General features: G+C 28.1%; 21 protein-coding genes. 4 read left to right on the forward strand and 17 right to left on the reverse strand.

Going from position 1 to position 26972, the window contains the following annotated elements; genetic code table 11:
• The first annotated feature begins 5 nt into the window (after positions 1-5).
• Positions 6-1046, forward strand: a complete 1041-nt coding sequence (locus ACSHW5_RS02930; RefSeq protein ID WP_435674613.1) for a sensor histidine kinase — start codon at positions 6-8, stop codon at positions 1044-1046.
• 100 nt (positions 1047-1146) lie between these two features.
• On the opposite strand, the gene purD is transcribed toward ACSHW5_RS02930, so the two are convergent.
• The 15 genes from purD to rnpA form a co-directional block, all read right to left on the reverse strand.
• Positions 1147-2421: a phosphoribosylamine--glycine ligase gene (purD, locus tag ACSHW5_RS02935; RefSeq protein WP_435674614.1), complete on the reverse strand. Its 1275-nt coding sequence runs from the start codon at positions 2419-2421 to the stop codon at positions 1147-1149.
• A 113-nt stretch (positions 2422-2534) separates the two neighbouring features.
• On the reverse strand, positions 2535-3275 hold the full coding sequence (locus tag ACSHW5_RS02940) for a glycosyltransferase (protein ID WP_435674615.1): 741 nt from the start codon (positions 3273-3275) through the stop codon (positions 2535-2537).
• A gap of 1 nt (position 3276) precedes the next feature.
• Positions 3277-4632, reverse strand: a complete 1356-nt coding sequence (locus ACSHW5_RS02945) for an undecaprenyl-phosphate glucose phosphotransferase (protein WP_435674616.1) — start codon at positions 4630-4632, stop codon at positions 3277-3279.
• On the reverse strand, positions 4629-5747 hold the full coding sequence (locus ACSHW5_RS02950) for a glycosyltransferase (RefSeq protein ID WP_435674617.1): 1119 nt from the start codon (positions 5745-5747) through the stop codon (positions 4629-4631). The genes ACSHW5_RS02945 and ACSHW5_RS02950 overlap by 4 nt, the downstream gene beginning before the upstream one ends.
• 4 nt (positions 5748-5751) lie before the next feature.
• Entirely contained in the window at positions 5752-6966 is a 1215-nt protein-coding gene (locus ACSHW5_RS02955) for an O-antigen ligase family protein (RefSeq protein ID WP_435674618.1), read from the reverse strand.
• 6 nt (positions 6967-6972) lie between these two features.
• A complete protein-coding gene (locus ACSHW5_RS02960) occupies positions 6973-8058 on the reverse strand; it encodes a glycosyltransferase family 4 protein (RefSeq protein WP_435674619.1) in 1086 nt (361 codons plus the stop codon).
• A complete protein-coding gene (locus tag ACSHW5_RS02965) occupies positions 8036-9295 on the reverse strand; it encodes a hypothetical protein (RefSeq protein ID WP_435674620.1) in 1260 nt (419 codons plus the stop codon). Before ACSHW5_RS02965 ends, ACSHW5_RS02960 begins: the two co-directional genes overlap by 23 nt.
• A gap of 5 nt (positions 9296-9300) precedes the next feature.
• A complete protein-coding gene (locus tag ACSHW5_RS02970) occupies positions 9301-10620 on the reverse strand; it encodes an oligosaccharide flippase family protein (protein ID WP_435674621.1) in 1320 nt (439 codons plus the stop codon).
• A 9-nt stretch (positions 10621-10629) separates the two neighbouring features.
• Complete coding sequence (rfbC, locus tag ACSHW5_RS02975; RefSeq protein WP_435674622.1) at positions 10630-11160, reverse strand: dTDP-4-dehydrorhamnose 3,5-epimerase; 531 nt, start codon at positions 11158-11160, stop codon at positions 10630-10632.
• A complete protein-coding gene (gene rfbA, locus ACSHW5_RS02980) occupies positions 11157-12014 on the reverse strand; it encodes a glucose-1-phosphate thymidylyltransferase RfbA (protein WP_435674623.1) in 858 nt (285 codons plus the stop codon). Before rfbA ends, rfbC begins: the two co-directional genes overlap by 4 nt.
• Position 12015: 1 nt before the next feature.
• Positions 12016-13023, reverse strand: a complete 1008-nt coding sequence (gene rfbB, locus ACSHW5_RS02985) for a dTDP-glucose 4,6-dehydratase (protein ID WP_435674624.1) — start codon at positions 13021-13023, stop codon at positions 12016-12018.
• Between the two features lie 2 nt (positions 13024-13025).
• Positions 13026-14063 (reverse strand): hypothetical protein, encoded by a 1038-nt coding sequence (locus ACSHW5_RS02990; protein ID WP_435674625.1) that lies wholly within the window; start codon positions 14061-14063, stop codon positions 13026-13028.
• A gap of 34 nt (positions 14064-14097) precedes the next feature.
• Positions 14098-15777 (reverse strand): DUF6909 family protein, encoded by a 1680-nt coding sequence (locus ACSHW5_RS02995; RefSeq protein WP_435674626.1) that lies wholly within the window; start codon positions 15775-15777, stop codon positions 14098-14100.
• Positions 15778-15805: 28 nt separating this feature from the next.
• Complete coding sequence (locus ACSHW5_RS03000) at positions 15806-17437, reverse strand: S41 family peptidase (protein ID WP_435674627.1); 1632 nt, start codon at positions 17435-17437, stop codon at positions 15806-15808.
• Positions 17438-17483: 46 nt separating this feature from the next.
• On the reverse strand, positions 17484-17858 hold the full coding sequence (gene rnpA / locus ACSHW5_RS03005; protein ID WP_435674628.1) for a ribonuclease P protein component: 375 nt from the start codon (positions 17856-17858) through the stop codon (positions 17484-17486).
• A gap of 298 nt (positions 17859-18156) precedes the next feature.
• Here rnpA and ACSHW5_RS03010 point away from each other — a divergent pair, with 298 nt between their 5' ends.
• The 3 genes from ACSHW5_RS03010 to ACSHW5_RS03020 all read left to right on the forward strand — a co-directional run bounded on the left by ACSHW5_RS03010 (position 18157) and on the right by ACSHW5_RS03020 (position 26139).
• Positions 18157-19335 (forward strand): acyl-CoA dehydrogenase family protein, encoded by a 1179-nt coding sequence (locus tag ACSHW5_RS03010; RefSeq protein ID WP_435674629.1) that lies wholly within the window; start codon positions 18157-18159, stop codon positions 19333-19335.
• Positions 19336-19481: 146 nt separating this feature from the next.
• On the forward strand, positions 19482-22931 hold the full coding sequence (locus ACSHW5_RS03015) for a hypothetical protein (protein WP_435674630.1): 3450 nt from the start codon (positions 19482-19484) through the stop codon (positions 22929-22931).
• A gap of 472 nt (positions 22932-23403) precedes the next feature.
• On the forward strand, positions 23404-26139 hold the full coding sequence (locus ACSHW5_RS03020; protein WP_435674631.1) for an outer membrane beta-barrel protein: 2736 nt from the start codon (positions 23404-23406) through the stop codon (positions 26137-26139).
• Positions 26140-26214: 75 nt separating this feature from the next.
• On the opposite strand, the gene ACSHW5_RS03025 is transcribed toward ACSHW5_RS03020, so the two are convergent.
• Both ACSHW5_RS03025 and ACSHW5_RS03030 read right to left on the reverse strand, forming a co-directional pair.
• Entirely contained in the window at positions 26215-26424 is a 210-nt protein-coding gene (locus ACSHW5_RS03025) for a YgaP family membrane protein (RefSeq protein WP_435674632.1), read from the reverse strand.
• Positions 26425-26535: 111 nt separating this feature from the next.
• The gene (locus ACSHW5_RS03030) at positions 26536-26841 is read right to left on the reverse strand and encodes a hypothetical protein (protein WP_435674633.1); all 306 of its coding nucleotides are present in this window, start codon (positions 26839-26841) and stop codon (positions 26536-26538) included.
• Positions 26842-26972 lie beyond the last annotated feature (131 nt).

A 26972-nucleotide genomic window follows, 5' to 3' on the forward strand; every position in this document is an offset into this window, starting at 1 on the left:
TAGCCTTGAAATTTAAAAAAACATATTCGTATGCACTTTGGTCTGCAACATATTTAACACTACTTTCTGTTGTTATTGCGGCAATTTCATACTTTTTTATTCTTCATAATTTTGATTTTAGCATCATTATTATTTCTGTAATAATTCTTTTTTTAACAACTTTTTTTATCACTCAATACAGAGCAGAACACTTTATTTATAGACGTTTAAGGGGAATTTATGAGGAGGTTTCAATTTTAGATATTAAAGATCTTAAAAGAGATTCTGCTACAACAGATATTGATAAATTATCTAAAAGAATGCAGAAATATGTTGAGGTTAAAAAATTAGAGATTAAAAACTTAACAGAAAGAGATACTTTTAGAAGAGACTTTTTAGGGAATGTTGCACACGAACTTAAAACACCTTTATTTACAGTACAAGGGTATATATTAACTTTAATAGAAGGTGCTGTAAACGACAAACAAATACGTGTAAAATACCTAGAAAGAGCTAACAAAGGAGTAGAAAGACTGGTTGCAGTAACAAAAGATTTAGACATGATTGCCAAATTAGAAACAGAAGGCATGAAACTAAATATGAACGTTTTTAATGTTTTAGTAGTTATACAAAATGTTTTCGATTTGTTTGAAATGAAAGCAAAAAAGAGAAACATTACTTTAAAGTTTGATAAAATATATGAGTTTCCGATTTTTGTAAGAGGAGATGTTGAAAAAATTGAACAAGTACTCATTAATTTAGTGGTAAATTCTATTAAATATGGAAAACCAAACGGAACAACCATTGTTGGTGTAGATTCTTATAATGCAGATAAATTTATTATCAAAGTTATTGATAATGGAGAAGGTATAAAACAACAACACATTCCTAGATTATTTGAACGTTTTTATAGAGTAGATCAAAGTAGGTCTAGAGAACAAGGTGGTTCTGGTTTAGGGTTGTCTATTGTAAAACACATTGTTGAGGCACACAATGAAACTATTTTTCTAAAAAGTACCTTTGGATTAGGGTCTGAATTTTCATTTACCGTAGAAAAGGCCAAATAATTTTTTTTATAGCTTGTTTATCTTGTGTTAAGATAGTTTGCTCTTTTTTAATGATTTTCCCCCAAGTATATGAATACTTTGAAGGAAATTAATTCTGTAACTAGGTTAAATCAAAACCAATATCTTTTCTGTAATTCATTTTATCAAAATGAATTTTATCGATACTTCTGTAAGATTTTTCTAAAGCTTCTTCAATGGTATTTCCAATGGAAGTAACAGCCATAACTCTACCACCTGCAGAAACAACTTTGTTGTTATTTAAAGTAGTTCCGGCATGAAAAACAGTAGACTCTGTAACGTTTTCTAAGCCAGTAATTTCTTTGTTTTTTTCATAACTTTCAGGATATCCGCCAGAAACCAACATTACTGTTGTTGCGATGTCATTAATCACTGAAAAAGATTTTTCATTTAAGTTTTGATTGGCAACACCTTCAAATAAATCTAACAAATCAGATTTTATTCTTGGTAAAACTACTTCCGTTTCCGGGTCTCCCATTCTTACATTGTACTCAACTACAGAAGGATTTCCGTTGTCATTCATCAATCCAATAAAAATAAAACCTCTATAATCTATGCCGTCTTTCTGCAAACCTGCAATGGTAGGTTTTACTACCAGTTCTTCTACTTTTTTTAAGTATGCATCATCTGCAAAAGGCACAGGAGAAATTGCTCCCATTCCGCCAGTATTTAAGCCCGTATCACCTTCGCCAATTCGTTTGTAATCTTTTGCTGAAGGTAAAATTTTATAGTTTTTACCATCTGTTAATACAAAAACAGACAATTCTATTCCTTTTAAAAATTCTTCAATAACCACGGTGGTAGAGGCTTCGCCAAACTTTTTATTAGAAACCATTTCTTCTAATTCTGTTTTTGCTTCTTCAAGAGAATTTAAAATTAAAACTCCTTTTCCGGCAGCTAACCCATCTGCTTTTAAAACATAAGGTGGTTCTAAGGTTTCTAGAAAGTTGAAACCTTCTGTTAAGTTTTCTTTGGTAAAAGATTTATAACGAGCTGTAGGAACGCCATGTTTCTGCATAAATTGTTTAGAAAAATCTTTACTTCCTTCTAATAAAGCGCCGTCTTTTTTAGGCCCAATAACGGGTATGTTTTTTAACACTTCATCAGCAAGAAAGAAATCATGAACACCCGCTACTAAGGGTGCTTCTGGGCCAACAATTACCATGTTTACGTCATTTTCTAAAACTGTTTTTTTTACGGCTTCAAAATCTGTTGGATTTATAGAAATATTGGTGGCTATTTTATGTGTGCCCGCATTACCAGGCGCTACAAAAAGTTGATTAATTTTTTTACTTTCTTTTAATTTTAAGGCAAAAGCATGTTCTCTTCCACCAGCTCCTAAAATAAGAATATTCATAAGTAATTACTTTTTGTATTGTTTTGGTTGCAAATATATTTTAAATTCTTTGGATTTCCACTTTCGTGGGATAGACATTTTAAAGGAAAGCAATAGTTTTTATAGTCTTTTGTTTACTTTAAACCCCATTTAGAAAAGTATTTTATAGCAGATGAGGTATGGTATAAAAATAATTTTAAACTTTTTGATGAGCCTTTTTGATGTTGATGTATAATTTCTACCTTCGGGAAATACAGTTTCTTTTTGTTTATTAGATCAATTTTTCTACAAATATCTGCATCTTCCATGTATAGAAAGTAACGTTTATCAAATCCTTTTATGCTCTTAAAATCTGCTGTTTTAAAAAGCATAAAACAACCATGAATAAAATCTGGATAAAAAGGTTTTTCTAAATCCGTATTTCTATACTCGTTTTCATAAATTTTCTTTTTTGAAATTTTTAATTTCCTGTTGATTAAATCAAAAAAAGAGGGATGTTTTCTGCAAACAAATTGTAGTGCTTTATTTGGGTAGGTTACTTTTGGTGTGATAAAAGAAACTATAGCATTGTTTTTAAGTTCTGTAATTAAAGTAGGAATAACATTTGAACTAAATTCAACATCAGGATTTAAAATTAAATGAAATTCTGACGTTATTTTATCTAAAATTACGTTGTGTGCTTTACCAAAACCGATGTTTTGTCCTATAAAAATATATTCTATTTGCGGGTCTTTAAAATAGTTTTCTAAAGTGTTTTCTGGAGAATTGTCTATTAAATAAAGTGTCTTTTTTAGAGGTGTTTTTAGAAAAGAGTTAACCGTTTTCTTTAATGTTTCTATGTGGTTATTATATAAAACAATGGAGGCTGTTATCATTTTAATATGCTTTTTCCTCGCCCTTAAAAACGTTTAAAACTGTCTGTAAAATAATTTTAAGATCTAAGAAAAAGGACCAATTTTCTATATAAAATATATCTAAACGTACTCTGTTTTTAATATCAGACTTTCTTTTTATTTCTCCTCTGTAGCCACTTACTTGTGCTAACCCAGTAATACCTGGTTTTACAATATGTCTTTTAAGATAGTCATCTACATCTTTTTGGTACTCTAAAGATAAACTTTCTAAATGAGGTCTTGGACCAACAACACTCATGTCTCCTAATAAAACATTAAAGAATTGAGGTAATTCATCCATGCTTGTTTTTCTTAAAAAAGCACCTATTTTAGTAACTCTTGAATCATTTTTTGTGGCATGGACCTTGTCTGATTGCTCATTTATTTCCATAGATCTAAATTTATAACATATAAATTCTTTTCCTTTAATACCTTCTCTTCCTTGTTTAAAAACTAAAGGACCTTTTGATTCTAACTTTACCAATATCCAAAGAATTGGCATTAACCAAGAAAGAATAAAAATAATAACGAATAATGAGAAAAATATATCAAAAATTCTTTTTATGTAAAAATTTTCGGCAAATTCAAAAGGCAGTTTGTTTACATTTAAAACCAATAATGCATCATCATAATACTCTATATTTTGATTTTTACTATATAATTCGGTAGAATTTGGAATTAACTTTAATATGATATTACTATCTATTGCAAACTTGTTTATTGATTTTATTTGGTCTTTATTTAAAGAAGTTAATGAACAATAGATTTCATCAACTGTGTTTTTTGTGGCATACTCAAAAACATTTTCTATGTTCCCTAAATAGTCTTTATTCTTATACATCTTACTTGAGAAAAAGCCTAAGTATTTGTATCCTAAATTAGATTTACTTTTAAAAAGTTTAATAATATTTTTTGATGAGTCATCAAAACCAACAATAATTGTAGTTCTAAAATTATTACCAAGAGCTCTATATTTTTTTAATACTATAAGTGATATTAATTTCACTAAAGAAATACTTATGGTAATAGATGCTAAAATAAGAAACTGATTGTGTACAATTTCACCCTCTTTAAAAATACCGAAATAGGCAAAATAACCTAATGTAAAAAGGAGGAATTGTCTAAACAATAATGTAAAAATTCTTAATATTCGACTAAATCGATAAATTTTATAGAAACCAGAAAAATAACTAATTAACAACCAAAAAACAGTAATATATGATATAAAAGAAATATTTAAATATTCTTTATCATAAATAGCATAAACTATTATATTAATAATTAAAACATCTAAAATAATTTGTATTGGTCTAATTAAGTAGGAGTATCTTTTTTTCAATTTTCTTGTAGTATTTTCTTTATTTCAACGTTAAAGTGATATAGGAAATTGTCTTCTTCAAACTTTTTTGCATGATTTCTAATCCATTCAGGGTTAAAATCATTTTCTATTTTCTTGAAAAAATTTATTGCCATTTGCACTGATATAATATTCTGTTCTTCAAAAAACACACCTGATGATTCATGAATTTTTTCTTTATTCTCTATCACAGTTTCTAAAGCACCTCCTTTTTTAAACGCAATTACGGGAATACCGTATGACATAACTTCTAAAGGAATCATTCCAAAGTCTTCCTCACCAGGAAATATTAATGCCTTAGATTTTTGAATGTAATATTCTAGTTCTGATTCTTCTAGAAAACCTTTAAATTCTATATTTTTATTTGCTTTTTTTACTAATTTTTCTTTCTCTGATCCATTACCTATAATAACTAATTTCTCTCCATTTTTATTAAAACAATCAACTAATAAATCTATTTTTTTATAAGGTGTAATTGCACCAAAGCTTAAAAAATAATCTTTTTCAACGTTAAAATTTAAAGTTTTTTTAAATAATTTAGATTCAATTGGTGGGTAAACAACCTTGGCTTCTCTATTATAAAAAGTTTTTACCCTTTTTGCAACATTAATTGAATTTGCTATATACAAATCTACATTATCAACTGTTGTTTTGTCCCATTTTTTTAATTTTTTAAAAAAGAAACTTGCCAACGGTCTTAGTAATGGATTCATTGAATTTAAATATTCGTTTGTAAACCCCCAACAATATCTCATAGGACTATGGATATAACAAACATGTTTAGAGTTGTTATGAATTGTAACTCCTTTTGCTGGCCCTGATTCAGATGAAATAATTAAATCATAATTGTCTCTTAGTTTTAAAGATTTTACTGCAAATGGGTATAATGGAAATATTTTTTGATAGTGTTTTCTAAAAAAATAAGTATTATATTTTGATGTATATACATTATGGTCTTTTAAATAGTCGCCATACTTTTCTTTATCATAAAATAAGGTATAAATATCTGCATTAGGATATAATTTTAAAATTGACTCAACAACTTTTTCACCTCCTCTTCTAGTAATAAACCAATAATGCACTATTGCAACCTTCATATACTTAACACTTATTTGTTTTAAAATAAAATAAACTTGTAAAATAGCCATAGAATATTACACCATCATGTCTACTTAGTACGTTTTCTGTAATAAAACATATAAATATTAGGATATTAAGCATTAAAAATAATTTATCTTTATTTATTAGTGCTTTTTTAAAAATACTAAGAATAGTAAAAATAAAAAAAACAAATCCTACGATACCAGCTGACAAGAATACTTGTAGATATTGATTATGAGAATTGTAATGAAACAATTGATAAACATCACTTTTAATTTTTTGTTTATAACAATTGTTAAGTTCATCATTTACATCCCCAACTCCATAACCAAATAATAAAGAATTTTTAATTAATGATGCCGAACAATAATAGATACCTGTTCTAATCTCTTCATTAGTCATTTCTTTATGCTTAAGTTCATATTTACCTTCTGGCATTCCAAATTTTATTTTATTTTTTATAGAATCGAACTTTAAATAAATAAATGATACAACTATAGTCGCTAAGGTAATTATAAAAAGTAATTTATATTTTTTGTTCGTTTTTTTTACTAAAAAGAAAGTACACAAAACTAAAGTGATAAAAAGAGGTAATCTTGCCCCAATTGTAAATTGCCAATAAAAAAAATAAGCTAATATAATTAATGATAAAGAAATAAATATACTAGATCTTTTTATTGCAAATAATTCATTAACTAATATCAAGATTCCAAAACTTATCCATAAAGAGAAATATGTTCCATGAACTTTAGTGTAATTTTCGAATAAATTTCTATAATCCCAATTAGATATATTTCCGTCCATTTTAAACTCTAAATATATATGAGTAATTACCAAAGACAAGAGTAAGGAACAAACATAAATAATTTTTATTTTTGTTCTTTCTTTAGTCGAAATTTCGTTACTACAAAAAAAACCAAAACATAAAGGAAACATCAAAATGGGTGATGATAAAACCAAGAATTTTAGACTTTCTGAATTATTATTACTATAAATTGAACTTAGCCCGTAAATTATAAATAATGAAGAAAGTATAAAAACATCTTTTATATTTTTATTTTTAAGTTTTTCCTTTTTATTGATAAAAAAGAAACTCATTGATAAAATAAAAAAAAGAATCATTAAAAAACTTTCAACGGCCTTTGGCCATAATGGAAATGCTGATATTAATAATAAAATTGTTGTCCATATTTTTTTTACACTTACTGCGTTCATATTGGGTTATGTTTTTTTAAATAAATCTATATGTTTTTCCGCAGATTTTTTCCATGAAAATTTTTTAGAATGAATATAAGCCTTCTTTATATATAACTCTCTCAAAAATTTATTATTTAAAATTTCAACAATTTTTTCTTTTAACTCAAAACTATCTTTAGGATTAAAATAAATAGCGCAATCAAGACCAACTTCTGGCAAGCTTGCATAATTTGAACTTAAAACAATAGTCTTTGAAGCCATTGATTCTAATAACGGTAACCCAAAACCCTCATATAAAGAAGGGAAAACAAAAATTGTTGCTTTTCTGTAAATAAGAGGCAATAATTTATCTTCAACAAAACCGGTAAATATAATGTTATTTAATAGGTTATTATCTTCAATAAACTTAAAAACATTTTTATCTGATGTTATAAATCCATCTTTTTTACCTAAAATTAATAATTTATAATTATCTTTTATATTTTTGGGCAATTGAACATAAGCCTGAAAAAGAGTAATTAAATTTTTATGCGGTTTCACATTTCCTACAAAAAGAATATATTTTTCGGGTAACACAAAATTAATAGAACTGTCTTTATTTTCAAAAAAATACTCACTTACACCACAATAAATTACATTTATAAATAGATTTTTAGGCTGTAAAAGCTTAATTATTTCATTTCTAGAAAAATTAGAAACTGTAATAATCTCTTCACTCCTATTTATTGCATTTAAGTATAAAAATCTCGCATATTTTTTTTTAAAATAACCTAAACTACCTTCAAAAGCCAAATGATTTACGTCATGTATTGTTGTTATATACTTTTTTGCTTTTGTTGGTAAAATTGGTGTATTAAAATGCGGGGTCCAAAAGATGTCACATTTTGGAATGATTAAAGGGTATATTAGTTGTTCTTTTAAAGAGTATATTTTTTCGGTAAAATTAATTATATTATTTTTTTCATCATTTTCAAATGCTAATAATTTTCTTTTATCGCCTAGTAAAATAACATTAAAATTATTAATGAAATGAGGAATAATATTCTTTAAATACGTCCCTATTCCCGAATCATTTATCATTCGAGCATCAATTGCAATTATTTTTTTCATTATTATGATTTTGAGAATAATATATTGAAATACCAATTAAAACCCAAGGATAAAGGAAGTATATTTGAACTCCAAAAACAAAAAAGAATAAAAATATTTGCAAATATTTTTCATCACCATTTTCTTTTTTCTTTAATTTCTGATATAATTTATATACGATTAATAAAAAAAGAATTAAAAAAACTAAACCTCCATCTACTAACAATTGAATTAAACCACCAAACCCGTGAGCATCTGTTTTTCCTGGTGGGCTCTTTGGAATAAACTTCAAAAATTCAGGGTTATTTCTTATAATAGGATAATTACCCAAACCGATACCTAAAATTGGATTGTGAGATACCATATTTGGAAAAATAAATAATCCAGCAATTCTACCCATAACAAGATTAACATCTTGTGGCCGCTCCTTCATCTCTCGTTTAACATTTACAATATCCTTTATATATCCGTCTCCTAATTTTATTATTACTAAAGAAATCAAAAAACCACCAATTATAATAATTATGAAATTTAATTCTCTTAGCTTATTATAAGCAATTTTATAATACATTAAAACGTACCATGTTAAAATTAATACTATTCCTGCTTTAGATCTTGCAAGAAAAAAAATAACAAATATTAGAAAAAATCTATTTAATAAATGATATTTACTTTTATAAAAAAAGGTCAAGATAAATGTAAATGAAACCATTAATCCATAAGGCCCTCCTTCTACATACCATCCTTTTAGTCTTATTCCATGATCATAATATAAAAGATTACTCTCTAGAATAAAATTAAACTTTAACAATGCAAAAATCAAAGTATTAATTATTGTAAAAAATAAACAAAAATTAAAAATATATTTTATAAATATCTGTACTTGCTGTTTTGTTTTATTTTTTAAAAATAAATATACCAGAGTTGCTAAATTAATACATGAAATTAATTCTAAATACCTTCCTATACTAATTAGATAAGGCTTTTTTAAAACCGAAACATTAGTAAGTAAGTAAAAATCTCTAAAAGGGTTAATTGCCAACGAAATTACTAACCAAAGTGTAAATAAAATTAATAAATATAAACTCCATTTATTAATTTTATTTTTGAAGTACAAAAACGGCGTAATCAATAACAATAATAGTTCAGACAATTTTATTACATCTATTTTTAGTTCTGTAAATTGAATACAGAAAACTACAAATAAAATAAATAAAGTGCTTTTCACTGAAAATGCTTTTGTCTTGTAAGTTGTCATTTTTACTATCTTTTAATAAAAGGAATATAAAAGGGTAAAAAGTTATATTTCATTTTAACATAAACTGCACCCAAACCATTTGTTAGCAATATTGAAAAACCCGTAGAAATTGCTGCACCAGTTATACCATAAATTGGTATTAATAATAAATTTAAAATTATATTAATCATGGCAGTTATAAAGGTTATTTTTCCAAAAACTCTTTGTTTTCCTGTCATATTTAGAATTAGATCTACAAATCCTGAGATTGCATAAAAAAATTGACAGATAGAAAGTATTAAAATTGACTGAAAAGCATTTAGATATTCTTCTCCAAAAAAAAGCAAAATGTGTTTTGAAAAAATTAAAATTAAAATTAAAATAGGTAATGTTATTAACAATACAATTTTTGATGACTTTATTATTAAAGGTTTAATTTCTAAAATTTTATTTTCAGAATAAAGTTTTGATATTTTTGGAGCAACTACAGCTCCAATTATAATTAAAAAAACGGCATTTATCCCAGAGATCTGTGTAACAATTCTATATATACCTACGTTTTCACTAGAATCAAAAAAACCAAGCATTAAAGTATCTACAGAAAAAATTATAAAAATCATTGAGGAGCTTAACATCATAGGCAAACTATCTTTCAAGAGCCTTACATATTTACTCTTCTTATAATCTTGTGAGTATCTAATAGGTGTAATTATATAAATAGAAACAACAAACGCAACAATAAAGCTTATAAGTAAACTTATAATAATAAAAGATTCATTACTAGTATAGTAAAAATAACCTATGAGAATAATGCATATAAAAATAAAATTATTTAAAAATGAACTAACAATAGAAAATAATAAAATTTTTCCTTGACCTTTTAAAACATTACTATTATAATTTAAAAATGTAGCAAATATTAATACAAAAGGAAAATAAACCAAATAACTTTCTAAACTCTTATCTCCAAAAAAAGATACTGCAATTTCTTTCTTAAAAATTATTAGAGTTGTACTTAATATTAATGAAGCAACAAATAAAATAATATAAGATTTTTTAAAATAATCTGAATTAAACAAACCTTTATCAAAATGTTTTCTATCTGATGATAATCTTATTGCAAAAGTATTTAACCCTAAAGTATTAAAAATTATAAATATTAAAATTAGTGACTTAATTATTGAATAACGACCATATGCAGATGGTCCATAAAATTTTGTTATAATAATTGCTAAAAAATAAACGATAAATAAATTTAAGCCGTAAAAAATAAAATTTACTCCTCCTCCTTTAATAAGCTCAAATAAATCTTTGTCATTTTTTTTTATCCCTTTTAGATAATTCATCATAGCTTGTTACAAAAATGATAGTTCCTTATCCTTATCAGATAATATTATTTTATCGTCATTCAATTTCCAATCAATATTTAAATTTTTATCATTATAAATAACACCTTCTTCTGCTTGTGGCTGGTAATAATTATCGCACTTATAAGCAACTATGGTATCATTTTCTAAAACAGAAAAACCATGTAAAAAACCTCTTGGAACAAATAATTGTTTGTTATTTTCACCAGACAATTCAATAGAAAAATGTTTGCCAAATGTTGGTGAACCTTCTCTAAAATCTACAGCAACATCTAATATCTTACCTTTTATAACTCGCACTAATTTAGCTTGTGCAAATTCTCCTCTTTGTAAATGTAACCCTCTTACAACACCATATTGAGAAGTAGATTGGTTTTCTAATACAAACTCTCCATCAAAACCTGTTTTTTCTTGAAACTCTTTTTTGTTGTATTCTAGTAGAAAGCAACCTCTATTATCTTTAAAAAATAAGGGTTCTATAACAAAGCAATCTTTTAATTTTGTTTCTTTAACTATCATTTTATTTCTAATATATTATCTCCGTAGCCACTTTTTAATAATGGTTTTGCCAATGCATACATTTCTTTTTTACTGATAAACCCAGCTCTATAGGCAGATTCTTCTAAAGACCCTATTTTTAATCCTTGTCTTTGTTCTATTGCCTGTACAAACTGTCCTGCTTGCATTAATGAGTTAAAAGTACCTGTATCTAGCCAGGCAATACCTCTATCTAAAATACTTACTTTTAATTTATTTTTTTTAAGATACCATTTATTAATATCTGTTATTTCAAGTTCTCCTCTTTTACTTGGTTTTAGGTTTTTTGCAACCTCAATTACAGAATTATCATAAAAATAGATACCGGGAACCGCAAAATTAGATTTTGGTTCTTTTGGTTTTTCTTCTATTGATATTGCCTGTTGATGTTTATCAAACTCAACAACACCATAGCGTTCAGGATCATTTACATGATAGGCATAAACAATACCTCCGTCCGGATTATTATTTGCTTTTAATAATCTAGGTAAACCAGAACCATAAAAAATATTATCGCCTAATATTAAAGCTACTTTATCTTTCTGAATAAAATTTTCACCAATTAAAAAGGCTTCTGCTAAACCATTAGGTTTTTCTTGTACTGCATATTCGAAAGTACAACCAAACTTTTTTCCATCACCTAATAAACGTTTAAACAATGGTAAATCTTGAGGTGTAGATATAATTAAAATTTCATGTATTCCTGCAAGAATAAGTACGGAAATAGGATAATATATCATAGGTTTATCATACACTGGCATTAACTGTTTACTAACAGCTAATGTAAGTGGGTGTAATCTAGTACCCGAGCCTCCAGCTAAAACAATTCCTTTCATATTATTGATACTTTTTTAAATACCATTCAATTGTTTTTTGTATTCCAGTTTCAAAATTCTCTTGTGCTTTCCATCCTAAATCTTTTTCTAGTTTCGTAGCATCTATTGCATATCTAAAATCGTGACCAGGTCTGTCTTTTACAAAAGAAATTTGTTTTTTATAAGAAGTTTTCTTTGGTTTAATTTTATCTAAAATTTCACAAATACAATTAACAATATATAAATTATCTCGTTCATTTTTACCGCCAATATTATAAGTTTCTCCAAATTCACCTTGTTTAAAAACAAGTTCAATTCCTTTACAATGATCGAGTACAAATAACCAATCTCTAATGTTTTTTCCATCACCATAAATAGGTATTTTTTCTCCTTTTATGGCTTTTCTTATAATAGTTGGAATTAATTTTTCATCATGTTGTTTTGGTCCATAATTATTAGAACAATTTGTGGTTAAAACATTCATACCATAGGTATGAAAATAGCTTCTAACTAAAAAATCTGACGATGCTTTAGATGCGCTATAAGGACTATTGGGTGCATAAGCTGTTTTTTCTGTAAATAAGCCCTCTTTACCCAAAGAGCCATAAACTTCATCTGTTGAAATATGATGAAATTTACAGTTTTCAAATCCTTTTTTATACAAGTTAGAACTTTCCATCCAATAATTTTTAGCAACATCAAGTAAATTAAAGGTTCCAAAAACATTTGTTCTAACAAAAGTGTCCGGATTTTTTATGGAATTGTCTACATGAGACTCTGCTGCGAAATGAATAACTCCATTAAAATGATATTGGTTAAAAAGTTTTTCAACTAAATCTCTATCACAAATATCTCCTTGTACAAAAGTGTATCTTGAATTATCAGTAACCTCACTTAAATTAGAAATATTACCAGCATAGGTAAGTAAATCTATATTTACGATATGATAGTTTTTATTATTTTCTAGAAAAAAAGAAATAAAATTTGAACCAATAAATCCTGCACCTCCTGTAATAAGAATACTTTTCATTCTTATTTTTTATAATTATTTAGAAAATTATTTAATTGTATAATTAATTGAATAAACGTAATTATTAAAATACCTAAAACGGCTAATAAGAAGATGTAATTCTTTGTAACGCTATTCATTTTATAACCAACTGCTTGAAAATTAGAGATGACGTTTATTACTTCGTATTCTTCAGATTTGTCCGATACTACATTTTTTAATTCAGCATTAATTTTTCTGTTTGTTTCAAAAAGTTCTAATTCTTTGGTGGTACTCTTAACGCCACCCAAATCTATATTTGTACCGTTGTTTTGCTTTTTAGCTTCTTCAATCATTACATTCATATAAACTCTTCTTAAAGAATCTATTTGCCCTAAATTTTGACGCAATAAAGAATCGGTTCTATTCAGATTTTCATTGTTTAATTCTTTTAATCTATTAAAGTATTTATTCTCTACAACGGAGGAAATAATAATGTCATCTAAGCTTTTAAAAACATCATTTTTTGTGGAGACTACTTCAATTTCATGAATTTTATAATCATAATTTGAAAATGATGATTTGAATTGATCATAGGTGTAACTTTTTACCGTAGCGGTGTCTACTGCTAAAATAAAGTTGTTATAACCATTAATAATATCATTTTCAGTTTTAATAGATTTTATGGTAAATTTTTTTAAACTTGCTGCATTGGGTTCATCTAACTTAAATAATTCAGCTAATTCAGAAGTCTTTTTTTGTTTCACTAAGTCATTGTAATAATTTATATTATTATACAATTGCCTTGCGCTTTCAAAATTGGGTTTTACAATTAAATCAGAAGCATAAAGAGTATCTTTTTTTATTTCTATAAACAGCCCAATAACTGCTCCTATAAATGCTGCAATTGCAAGCTTTATAAAATGGTCTTTAATAAAAAGTAAAATTAAAATAATAATTGTAAAAAGACCTTTAAAGATACTACCAATAAAATTAAAAAATTTTGAAAAACCTTTTCCAATAATTACAAATAAAGAACCTAAATCTATTTCTTCTTCGTTGTTTTTTTGATTTGTTGACATTTTGTTGTTTTGGCTGTAAGACAGTCTTTGTTTGTTAAAAAATTTGTTCTAATATTCTTTGTGTAATTGCATAAGTAGGTGTTACACCTGTCATACCTAAACCGCCAGAAGCTAAAGTTGCACCTGTTTCTAAAGGGTTGTCTGATGCATAATAGGCATATCGTACTTGTACATTTTCTGATATATTTCCTCTAATTTTAGAAGCAGATTGTATGGCTTTTTGATAATGTGCTCCTTCCATTTCTAATCCAATAACATTCCAGGTAGAATCATGAAAGAACTTTAAAAGATCTTTATTTTGTAAAGAAGTTCCTAAAACAGTTACCATAGAACCGTCAAAAACATCTACTCCAAAACCTTCTAAATCTACTTTAGAAAGGGCGTTTTTAAATGGATAATTATCTGCTGTTCCTTCAAAAATATGGGCATCAGGAATCATTATATCTCCTTTGCCACCTTCTAAAATGCCAGCTTTACCCATAATAGAAATAGATTTTACATCTAAATGGTTCTTTCTCTTGTTGTTTTTATAGGGCTTTAAAAGTTCATCCATGGTTTCAAAAGCTTGTTCTCCAAAAGCATAATCCATTACAATAATAACGGGGTTTTCTTCTAAAGAATTTACTTTGTTATACGGCGTGTTTTCAAAGTTAATTTTGTCAGTATCTATTACTTGTACATTTATATTTGTACCAGAGGTGTCTTTTATATAAATTAAACCATTTTCAGACGCATATTCTTTAACTGTTTTTTGCTGTGGTTTACTATCTAAATTACTTAATAATTGATACAACTCAAAACCATCATACGCTTCTGCCTCTTTTGGTAAAGCGCCTTCTGCATAAATTGAGTTTAAAACGCTATGCATATTGGCACTAATAATATGAATGGGTCTTCTTAAAAGTTTGTGTGCTTTTAGTACTTTTTTAATACTATTTGCCCAAATTTCTCCATAAATATGATGTCCAATTTCTTCAATTAAAACAGAACTAAAAGTTACAGTTCTTTTTTTGTTTTCAAATACTTCATTAATGGCTAGCTTACCCATCCAATAGATTAATTGAAAAAATTTATGAGGATTTGAAGCCGAGGAAAACTTTTTATAAACATCAGAAACTTCATCATAAGTTCTACCTAATATATTTCCTAAATGAACAATAATAACTTCTTTTTCTTTTTCTGAAATTGTTTTACTATTTAGTACAACATCTTCTAAAGATTGCCATTCTCGTATAAAACTTTTACCATAATTTAAAGAAACGCGTTGCTGTATTTTATGTGATTCTATGAATAAAAACGTTAAATGTGTTAAAATATCATAGATTTCAGAACGTCCTCTGGTAATCTCAATATTCATTTGGTCTTTATCTATTCGGTAGCAATTTCTTCTTCTTTTTGCAGGAATTATTGGTGCAAAATGTGAGTTTTTATAACCTTCATCTGCTGTAAGATTTATAAACTGACATTCTTCTATTCCTTCCGGAAGCCTTTCTATTATATAAATTAATCCATTTAACTCAGACCTATCTTCTGCAATAGAACCATAAATTTCTGGGCGTAATTGCAATAATGATTTGCGTAGTGCTTCACCAGAAATCCCCATGGGTTTATAAAAGCCTCTACTAAACAAATGACGCATAGAAATATAAAGCTTTTCTATAGCATTTGTAGATTCTTGCGCTCTTGTTCTATTTAACTTTTTTGACTGAGACATAGTTTATTTTGTGGCACAAATATAAAAATTAATTTTCTGATAAAATATCTTTATATTTATCTTCATTTTGCAATAAAGTAACGGCTTCTTTTATGGTATTATCATTTTCTATATTATGCAGATATACACCTTCTTTATAATAATACCTTTGTAATATTTCTTCTTTAATGATTGTTTTTAAAATATCTTTATTTTTAGAAATTTCATCAATTTTATGTTGGTGTAATTTTTCTTGAATTTTTTCATATTCTTTAGAAATTCCTTTGTCTTCAGATATTTTGTAGGCTTTTTTAAAAAGCAGCTCTTGGTCTGTGGTAAAAATAGTATCTGATTTTAAATAATTTGTAAATTGATTAAAATCTTGCTCTGTAAAATCAAAATTAGTTTCATTTTTTATTGTTGAGTGTTGATAATAAAACGCCGTAGCAAAATTAAAAATTGCTCTAGACTTCAATAGCATTTTAGTAGCTGCTGTTTTTTCAGTTGTATTTATAAGCACATCTGGTAATATTCCGCCGCCATCTAAAACTGTTCTTCCGTTTGTGGTTTTAAACTCGTTAATACCGTTGTCTGAAAACTTTGGTACTTTGCCATCTTTAGTTCTATTTGCATAATCTAATTCTTGAATACATCTGCCACTGGGTGTGTAGTATTTAGAGATTGTTACCTTTAATTGTGTGCCATAAGTTAATTCTTTCTGACGTTGTACCAAGCCTTTGCCAAAAGAACGTTCTCCCATAATTACGGCCCTATCATAATCTTGTAAAGAACCACTTACAATTTCTGATGCCGATGCAGAACTGCCATTGATTAATACCACAATGGGGATGTCTAAATCTAAAGGTTGGTTTGTGGTTTTATAAGTATTGCTAAATTTTTTTATTTTAGCTTTTGTACTTACAATGGTTTGCCCTTTTGGCAAAAAGAAATTAGAAATATTGATAGATTCTAATAGAGAGCCTCCAGGATTAGAACGGAGGTCGAAAACCAATTTTTTCATCCCTTCTTTTTTTAAAGATCGAAATGCTTTTTTTACTTCAGAAGAAGCTTTTTCATTAAATCTGGTTAAAACAATATAACCCGTTTCAGTATCAATCATTTTTGCAAATGGTACAGGGTTTATTACAACTTTATCTCTGATTATTTCCTTTTTAAGAAGGTTTCCTTGTCTTTCTATTTCTATAGAAATGCTGCTGTTTGGCACGCCTTTTAAAAGCATAGAAAGTTGTTCAGATTCCATTTCTTTTATAGATTGCCCATCAACAGAAATTATAAGATCTCCTACTTTTAACTGGGCTTTATCTGCAGAAAAGCCTTTAAATATCTCGCTTATTTCAATACCTTTTTCAGAATAAAAAACAGAAATTCCTATACCACCATATTCTCCTGCTCTTCTTATTCTAGCATCTTCAACATCTTGTTCATTGTAAAAATTGGTATACGGGTCTAAGTCTTTAAGAGTGTTTTTTATGGCTTTGTTTGTAAGTTCTGCTGGGTTTATTTCATCTACATAATACATGTTTAATTCTTTAAACAAGCTGTTGTAAATTTCTATCTGTTTTGCTATTTCAAAAAATTTAGATTTAAATGAAAACGATAAAAAAACTGTTACCACTAAAAGTACTAGAATTGTTTTTTTCTTAAGGTATAATTTTTTCATAATAGTATTTTTATTTCAACATAAAACAAAGGCGATAATTGGAAAACTATTTTTTACAGGCATCAATAAAAAGTGTTAATAACTTCTCCATTCTAGGATACAAGTCTTCATATTTCCACTCTTCTTTACCAAGATATGAGATCATAAAAACGTAAGGTGCATCTAAATTATTGTAAACAATTTCTTTTTGCAAACGATAACTTTCTCTCATTAAACGTTTAATTCGATTTCTATCTACCGCGCTTTTAAAATTTCTTTTAGGAACAGAAACACCTACTTGTGCCGGAAAGTTAGAGGTGTGTTTGGTTTGTAAATAAATCATTCTTAAAGGAAATGTTTTTACAGTTTTTCCTTCTTTATAAAGCTTTTCTATGAGCTTTTTGCTTTTTAAACGTTCTTCTTTTCCTAAGGTGTACTTCATTATGACAAACTTAATAGAAAAGAATTAGTTTTCTGTACTTTACCCTTCATAACTTTAATTTTTTTCTAATAAATAGAAATTATAAAAATTGTTTTTGAAGTATTTGTTCTAAAAGTATCAAATAGGTTACTTCTAAAGTTTGCTTTAGTAAGAATACAAAAAGAGTTATTTTTAAACAATGGCTATTTTTTTTAATATCAATAAATAAATTTTAAACAGTTATACTTAAATTTGTTTAAATTTATACATTTTTATAAAGAATAAAAACTAAATTCGAATCAATTTATAAATAAACCTTATGAAACAAGATCTTTTTCAGGCTCCTGACTATTATAATTTAGACGATTTATTAACTGATGAACACAAATTAGTGCGTGAAGCTGCTAGAGATTGGGTAAAACGAGATGTTTCTCCAATTATTGAAGAATATGCCCAAAAAGCAGAATTTCCTACGCAAATTATTGTTGGTTTGGCAGAAATAGGTGCATTTGGTCCTTATATTCCAGAAGAATATGGCGGTGCTGGTCTAGATCAAATTTCTTATGGATTGATTATGCAAGAAATAGAACGCGGAGATTCTGGTGTGCGCTCTACCGCTTCGGTACAATCTTCTTTGGTGATGTATCCTATTTATAAATACGGAAATGAAACTCAACGTAAAAAATATTTACCAAAATTAGCTACGGGAGAATGGATGGGTTGTTTCGGATTAACAGAACCCAATCACGGTTCTAATCCGTCAGGAATGGAAACAAAGTTTAAAGATATGGGAGATCATTATCTTTTAAATGGTGCAAAAATGTGGATTTCTAACGCGCCGTTTGCACAAGTTGCTGTAGTTTGGGCTAAAGATGAAGAGGGTAGAATTCATGGTTTACTAGTAGAACGCGGAATGGAAGGTTTTACAACACCAACCACACATAATAAATGGTCTTTACGTGCTTCTGCCACTGGTGAGCTTATTTTTGATAATGTAAAAGTGCCTAAAGAAAACTTATTACCAAATAAATCTGGTTTAGGAGCACCTTTGGGATGTTTAGATTCTGCAAGATTTGGAATTGCTTGGGGTGCAATTGGCGCAGCTATGGATTGTTATGATACTGCTTTGCGCTACTGTAAAGAACGAGAGCAATTTGGCAAACCTATTGGTCAGTTTCAATTACAGCAAAAAAAGTTAGCAGAAATGATTACTGAAATTACCAAAGCACAATTATTGGCCTGGCGATTGGGAGTTTTAAGAAATGAAGGAAAAGCAACTTCTGCTCAAATTTCTATGGCAAAACGTAACAATGTAGATATGGCAATTAAAATAGCTAGAGAAGCAAGACAAATCTTAGGAGGAATGGGCATTACTGGTGAATACTCTATTATGCGTCATATGATGAATTTAGAAAGTGTAATTACCTATGAAGGTACGCATGATATTCATTTGTTAATTACAGGTTTAGATGTTACTGGCTTAAATGCTTTTAAATAGTTTTAAAGTTTTTATGATTGTTTGTGTTGAAATAAACACAGAAAATAGTAAAATGATATATATTTAACAAGTGCACATTCCTTAATGGTTTCATTACCTTGGTTTTAAAATTTTATGTTATTTTTAGGTTTCTTAAAAATATAATTATGCAAGACCAAAGAAATGATACTATTCAATTTATCAACCTGCAATTAGCTTCATTAGGACAACCAACTTTTAAAGATAAACCAGGTAGTTCTGTTGCTTTTTTAAATCCAAAATTAGAAGAATTAACAAGCGGACTTATAAAAAGTTTACAAGAAAAATCGAGATTGCTATCTCATCATCATTCTCCTGTAGATGCAAGAATACAAGCATTTTTAGATGATTATTTAAAAGATGTTTCTATTGATAAGCCCGTTGTATTGCCAAACAATACATTAATATTATCAAAAAAAGGTCAAGCAAGAGAGGTAAGTTTACCACCAGATGAAGATACTTTTAAAAGTGATTTAGTTACTTCTAGCAGAGTAAAACAAGGAATTTTAAACAACCCTTTAAATGATAAAAGAACCACAAAAGGAACTTTTCATATTGTGGAAGGAACTTTACCTGTTCCTTTAGATAAGTTTGAAGTGCCAAAAGTAGTATTTGCACATTTTTTGAATGCTGCTTTTAATCCATCAGAAGATTTAAAAATATTACCATTTACTTCAAGTCAGAAAAACCAAGCTAAAGTTATGGTTTCAACTTTGTTAAGACCTGTGGTTTGCCCAGAAGTAAAAGGTGTTATTTCAGAAAAATCGATGGAAGTTCGGTTTTTTGTTCCAGGAAACTTAGTAAGTAATTTAGACTTTGTAGAATCTATTTTCGGAAATGCAGGAGATCCTAATTTGGCTCAAAATGATGCCGCTTTAGATACAGAACATTGGACCGGTCATACTGGTTGTATCATTTTAGCTCCACAATTAAAAGAGTTGAAAAAGAAAGATGTTGGTTTACCTCATTTTAATGATGCAACAGAACGTCAAAGAAAAGATGGCATGTGTTGGAAAGATGAGCATGAACTTTATAATGAAGGTGGTGCTTTTAAAATTACATGTAGAGATGATAGGGGTGTTGTTGTTACTTTAATTGCAGATAATTATTACGGATATTCTAAAAAAGAAATTAAAACTCAAATTAGTTATTCTGCTAATTTATTTGGTTTGGTAGAAGAAGAACATGCTGGTGGTGCAATTGCCTTTGCAAGAAGAGTTATGGGAGATACTGTAGATGGTAAAGACTATTCTGCTTTTTATAATTTTGAGCATACTTTTGAAGGTGTAAAAGAACTTTTAGGAGACACCATAGAGGTGATGCCAGAGAATTATGCTGTAGACAAAAAATATCCAAACATAGTGTACATTCCAGAATTTGCCTATGTAAACACCAATATCAATAGCATTACTTGGATGCATAATAGTAAAGAGCAAAAATTAACCTTGTCTCCTTATAAAACCTATATTCATCCTACCGGAAGTAAATTAAAATTAGAAAAACATAAATCTATAGATTTATGGAGAATTATAGAAACCTTTGCAGAAGGTGTTTTTTGCCATAAACCTTGTACGGTTTCTGGAGGTGGTAAATCTGAGATTTCTAAACCAATGCAAAATGCAATAACGTACAGTAGTTTTAACATACATAATATAGAAGAAGACTTTAAAAAAGCAGATGAAATTATAGAGTATGTGTATTCTAATCGTTGGAAAATAAAAGACCCAAACAGACCAATATCTAGATCTTTTTTAAGTGAAAAAAGAACATTAAGTTCTGCTGTTAAATTATTAATTCCTTCTAAGGATAATTCTGATGAATTTAATGAAATGTTAAACAACATTCCTGTTCATATTCGTTCATTAGTGTTGTTTGTGAAGAGGTTACATAGGCAAGCGCATGGAAATTTAAATTGGAAAGATTATATGTCTGTGGAAATTATCAACGGAAAAAAAGGAACAAGCTTGTTATATAATAACACGCATGTTGTTGGTAGTTATGTTCGTATTGGTTTCAATCAAAAAGGAAACTGGATGTTAAACAAACTTCGTTCAGATTTTTCTCCATCAGAAAAAGTGCAAACAGAAGATGACATTACAGCTTCTATTACCATACCTAGAAATCAATTAAATAACTTAAATTCTGAGTTTACAAATAAAAGTTTAAAACTATTAGTCAATTGTGAAGCACATCTTTTTCAAAGACCAGATGAAGCAGTAGTAAGGGGTTATGATAAAGGTGCAGAATTAGATTTAGTAACAAACGGTCGTTTTTTAACCAATTATGAGTTGCTTAAAAAAGAAGATGCCGTTGTTTTATATGAAGATACCATTAACTTTGACAAGTACACGCAACCTGTTAAAGATTTTATTGAGAGTATAGTAAAAAGTGATAAAAAAGAACAATTTTTTGTGGTTCCTTCTCATACTAGAATTGTAAACGGAGAACCTACAAAAAATCCTCGTTATTTAGAACCAAATAAAAATGTTGAAGAAACAGAAGCTACTTATTTAGCAGATCTTGGAGTTCGTTTGGTTAGAAAAATTAAATATAATGAACCAGTACATCATGTTGTAAATGCGGTTTTACCAGGTAGAAGAAATAACCCTGTAGATAAAGCAGCAGGAATAAGACCTTTGGCGGTTTATAATCCTATTCACTACCAAGAAGCACCAGAATTATTTATGGATTTTATTTGTAGTTTAACGGGTAAATCTCCATCTACTACAGGTGCAGGCTCTGAAGGAGCTTTAACAAAAGCGCCTTTTAACATGCTAACACCAACAACCGATTTAAACAATGCATTGTTGTCACATATTTTAACAGAATCTAACGGATTTAGTACAGCGGCAGGTTATGTTGGTGCAGAAAATAAGATAGACCATGATGTGAGTTTGTTAATTCCTGAAATTTGGGCAAGATTAGAACCAAAAGATAGAGATCCTAATGAATTAATTGCAAATGGATCTTTAGAAAAAATTGATGATTTTGAATATGAAGGAGAAACTATTTTAGCGAGTAGGTTAGGGTACAGAATTACAAAGACATTTTCTTACAGATGTATGCATAGAATTTTTGATGAACCCACAGCTGTTTTTAGCGAAAGAATGTTAAAACCAGAATTACAAGGTTTAGAAGATTATGTAGATGGTATTAAAAACATTGTAGAAGCGCAACAAAAGGTTGCTGTAAACTATTTTGCTGATGGTAGCATAGCAGCGGCAATACCTCCTTTAAAAGTTTTATTACATATTATGGCGTACGGAAATTTTGAAGGAAAAGAAATTAGTGATCCTGAATTACGTAAATTATTTACTAGAGATTATGTGATTAATAGTGATTGGTATAAAGAAAGATTAAAGCTAAAGCAAGAAAAAGATATTGCTTTCTATGCAAATCAAATTAAATATTCCGAAGATTTTATTGCAAATCCTCATAACAAATCTTTGGTTTCTGAAATGGATATAAATACTAGATTAGAAAAATTAAAGGTTCAATATAAACATGTAAATTCTAATGAATATTTAGAAAGTTTATTGGGTACAATAGGTGCTGATCCTTTATACAGAAAGGAATAAAAAAATAGAGATTAAGAAGCTTGTAGTAAAATATGAGGGCATCGCTTACAGTTGATGCCCTTTTTTTTATACTTGTTACAACAACTACTCTTTGGTTTTATGCAATTAGCAGAACAAACACTATCGCACACAGATGTGTTTAACATAGAAACTACAGCCTTACTTTCAGTATAAAAAACAATCATTACAAATTATAATTTTTGCAAATATAAGTATTTATTTAGAATAAATAAAAATAACAAAATAACAAAATAAAAAATTATAATATTATTATACATCTCTAATCTTTAGGGATCAGATATTGTGTGGTTTATCTGTTGATTTAAAGTTTCTTAGCTACAAAGAATAAATGTTAGTACTCTCGCAAAATCTTAAAGTTATGTTAAAAGCACTTACTTTCTACTTTTTAGATTAAACCTTTACTCAGAAATCTAGTTACACTAATTCAACCTTATCAACTCAACCAATTATAATGAAGAAAATTCTTTTATTTATCTGCTTAGTTATTACCTGTATTGCACAATCTCAAACCAAAAAATTTGAATTTAACGGAACTATCAAATCATCTGAAGATAATGAATTGCTAGAATCTGCAACTGTACATACAGAAAGGTTAAAAGACAGCAGTATAATTGCATACACCATTACAAATTCTAAAGGGTATTTTAATGTTGATGGTAAAACTGCAGATGCTAAAGTAAAATTGGTAGTTTCTTATATTGGTTTTAAACCTTATACTAAAATAGTAAGTGTAAAAGATAAACAAATTAGCGGTATTGTACTACAACCAGAAAATGTTTTAGATGCAGTTGTAATTAGATCTAGTGCACCCATCACCATTAAAAAAGATACCGTAGAATTTAATGTAAAATCTTTTAAAACTAAAAAAGATGCCAATGTAGAAGATTTATTAAAAAAATTGCCAGGAGTAGAGGTAGATGATGAAGGGGCTATTACCGTAAACGGAAAACCTGTTAATAAAATATTGGTAAATGGTAAACCTTTTTTTGGCAACGACCCAACAATTACAACAAGAAATCTGACAAAAGATATTATCGAGAAAATTCAAATTTCAGATACAAAAACCAATGCACAAGCCTTTGCTGGTGAAGATTCTGATGGAGAAAATAAAACCATAAATCTTACCATAAAAAAAGAAAATAACAAAGGTTATTTTGGTAAAACTGCTGCAGGTATTGGTACAGACGCAAGGTATGAATACGCAGGTATGGCAACTCGTTTTAAACAAAGCGAAAGAATTGGGCTTTTAGCAGGTGGTAACAATGTAAATTCTCCTGGTTTTAGTTTTGGAAATCAACGATTACAGTTTGGTGGAAATAATAGAAGTTTTGGAGGAGGACAAGGTATTGTTACTTCTAATAATTATGGTGTAAATTACATAAATGCTTTTGGTAAAATTTTTGAACTTTCTAGTGATTATTTTTATAAGAATAGTGAGTCTGATAATAAAACATCCAAAAACAGAGAAACATTTTTGGCAGACGGAACTAGCTTTTCTACCAACTCTAATAATACTTCATTTAATGAAAGTGATAGTCATGATGCAAGTGTAGATTTTGAAATTGAAATTGATAGTACTTTTAGAATAGATATTGAGTCTGATTTTAATGCAGATATAAACAAAAATACATATACAAGCATTTCAGAAAGCTTTAATAATAGCAATACACTTACCAACAATTCTAACTCTAATTCTATTGCAGACTCTAATATTAAAAAGTTTGATAATGAGATAAACTTAACAAAAATGTTTGGTAATAATGGCTCTTTTTTAAGAGTTGAACTTACAGCAAATATAGATAAAAACGAAACTGAAGACTTGGTAAAATCTGAAACCAATATTTATGGAGATACTCCAGATCAAATAATTAGAGACCAATTTTCTGATGGAAATACAGACAAAACAGAAATTGGTAGTGAGCTTACGTATCGTTTACCAATAGTATCTAGACTTTTGTATTTTGATGTTAGTTATGAATATTCCAATACCAAAACCAAAAAGAAACGAAGTACCTTTAATTTTGATGAAAATACCAATGATTATTCAGAATTTAGTAACTTATTAAGTACAGATTTTGAATATCAAGACAACGTTAAAAAACCGAAGGCAAAGCTATCTTTTCGAAATGAAAAATGGTCTACATCTGCAGACGTAGCTTATCTAAACAGAACTTTAAAAAATACAGACTTTTTAAGACCAGAAACCAATTTAGAAAGAGAATTTAACAACTTAGAATACGGTGTAAGTGTTCGATTTAGAAAAGACAGAACAACAAGCTACCGCCTTAAATATAATTTTAGAAACGGAACTCCGTCATTATCTCAATTGCAACCATTTAGAGACGAATCTAACCCTTTAAATATTGTAACAGGAAATCCTGAATTAGACCCTACGAAAACACATAGTATCCGTTTTGGACTGTCTAATTTTAATTGGCAAGAAAGAACTGGTTTTTGGGCTTTTGGTAATGCTTCTATAACAAATAATAGAGTTATTGCAAATACTGTAATAGACCCAAACACACTTATTAGAGAAACTACCTACGCAAACGTAGATGGATTTTATAGCATACAAGGGGGTGGTAGTTATAGTGTTACTAAAAAATGGGAAGATTTTGGTAGTTTAAAATCAGAGTTTAGAGTTTTTGCAAACCACAATAAAAACATTAACTTTAATAATGGTGTACAATATTCTAGTATAGCAACAGCTATTTCTCCAAGAATAGGTTTCGATTTTATGTGGGATGATATCTTACAAATTAGACCTTCATATACTATTTCTATTAACAAAAACACCTACGATATAGAACAATTTAGTGATAAGAATTTTACAAGTCATGATGTGCTAATTAGTACTTCTACCTTTTTACCTAAAAAATTAGAATGGAGAAATGACGTAAAATATAATTTTAATCCAAATATTGCAGACGGATTTCAAAAAAGTGCTTGGTTCTGGAACACTACTTTGCGTTATTCCATCTTAAAAGATCAAGGTGCATTGGGGATAAAGGTGTATGATATTTTAAATCAAAACACCAATGCAAGAAGAGTAGCTACAGAAGATTATATTGAAGATGCTTCTAGTACCGTTCTAAAACAATATGCAATGTTAACCTTTACCTATAAGTTTAACAGTTTAGGAAGTGCAGGTAAAAAGTTTGAACCAAAAAGAAGAGGGCATCATTAAAAACTGAAGTTTATTTTGTTAAAAAAGGTTGTTGAAAATATTTTCAACAACCTTTTTTAATTTTAGAAAAATGGCTTAACAAGAAGAACAAGAACCACCTTCTTTTTTAACGCCTAATTTCACTAGAATGGTTTCTAATAAACACCATTTTGTAAATGCAGACTGAATTAAGTTTACACCAATAAATACGGTAAACCACATCCAATTTGGGCTTACGTAAACAGAAAGCACCACGCTTAATAAAACCATTGTTCCAACTATAACTCTAAAATACTTGTTTAACATTTTTTTATTTTTTTATCCTGCAAGGTTTTACCAACCTTGTAAGTATTATTCATCTTTTAATTGCTGTTTTAGATTTAAAAAATCTGTATTTAAACAGTGAAAAATTTACTTTTATAGATACCTTTCTACAGGAAGCACAACGGCTCTTATAGGATTATTTGTTTCTAAATTAGTATTAAACGCTTCTATAATTTTGAAGAGTCCATCAATTTTTTCCTTTTTAGTAAAAGAAAAAAACATGATAGATTCATTACCATTCTTTTCTGCTGAAAACCAATTAGATGCTTTTAATAACGATGGTGCGTTTTTATAACCATCAATATCTGAACTACTAAAATTTTCAATATTCGCTTTTTTGAAGATTTTTAAAACCTCCTTTTGAAATTCTTCTACTGCTGTAACTATTACTAATTTCATAAGTTTTTTTCTTTTCTACTTCCCGTAGATCTCGCGGATAATCGCAGATTTTTATGGAACTCTTCTGCGTGAATCTGCGCAATCTGCGAGAGAATTAATTACTATTTATAATTTTTCTTCTCTATCATATA

Source organism: Polaribacter sp., from assembly GCF_051251875.1.
GTDB lineage: Bacteria > Bacteroidota > Bacteroidia > Flavobacteriales > Flavobacteriaceae > Polaribacter.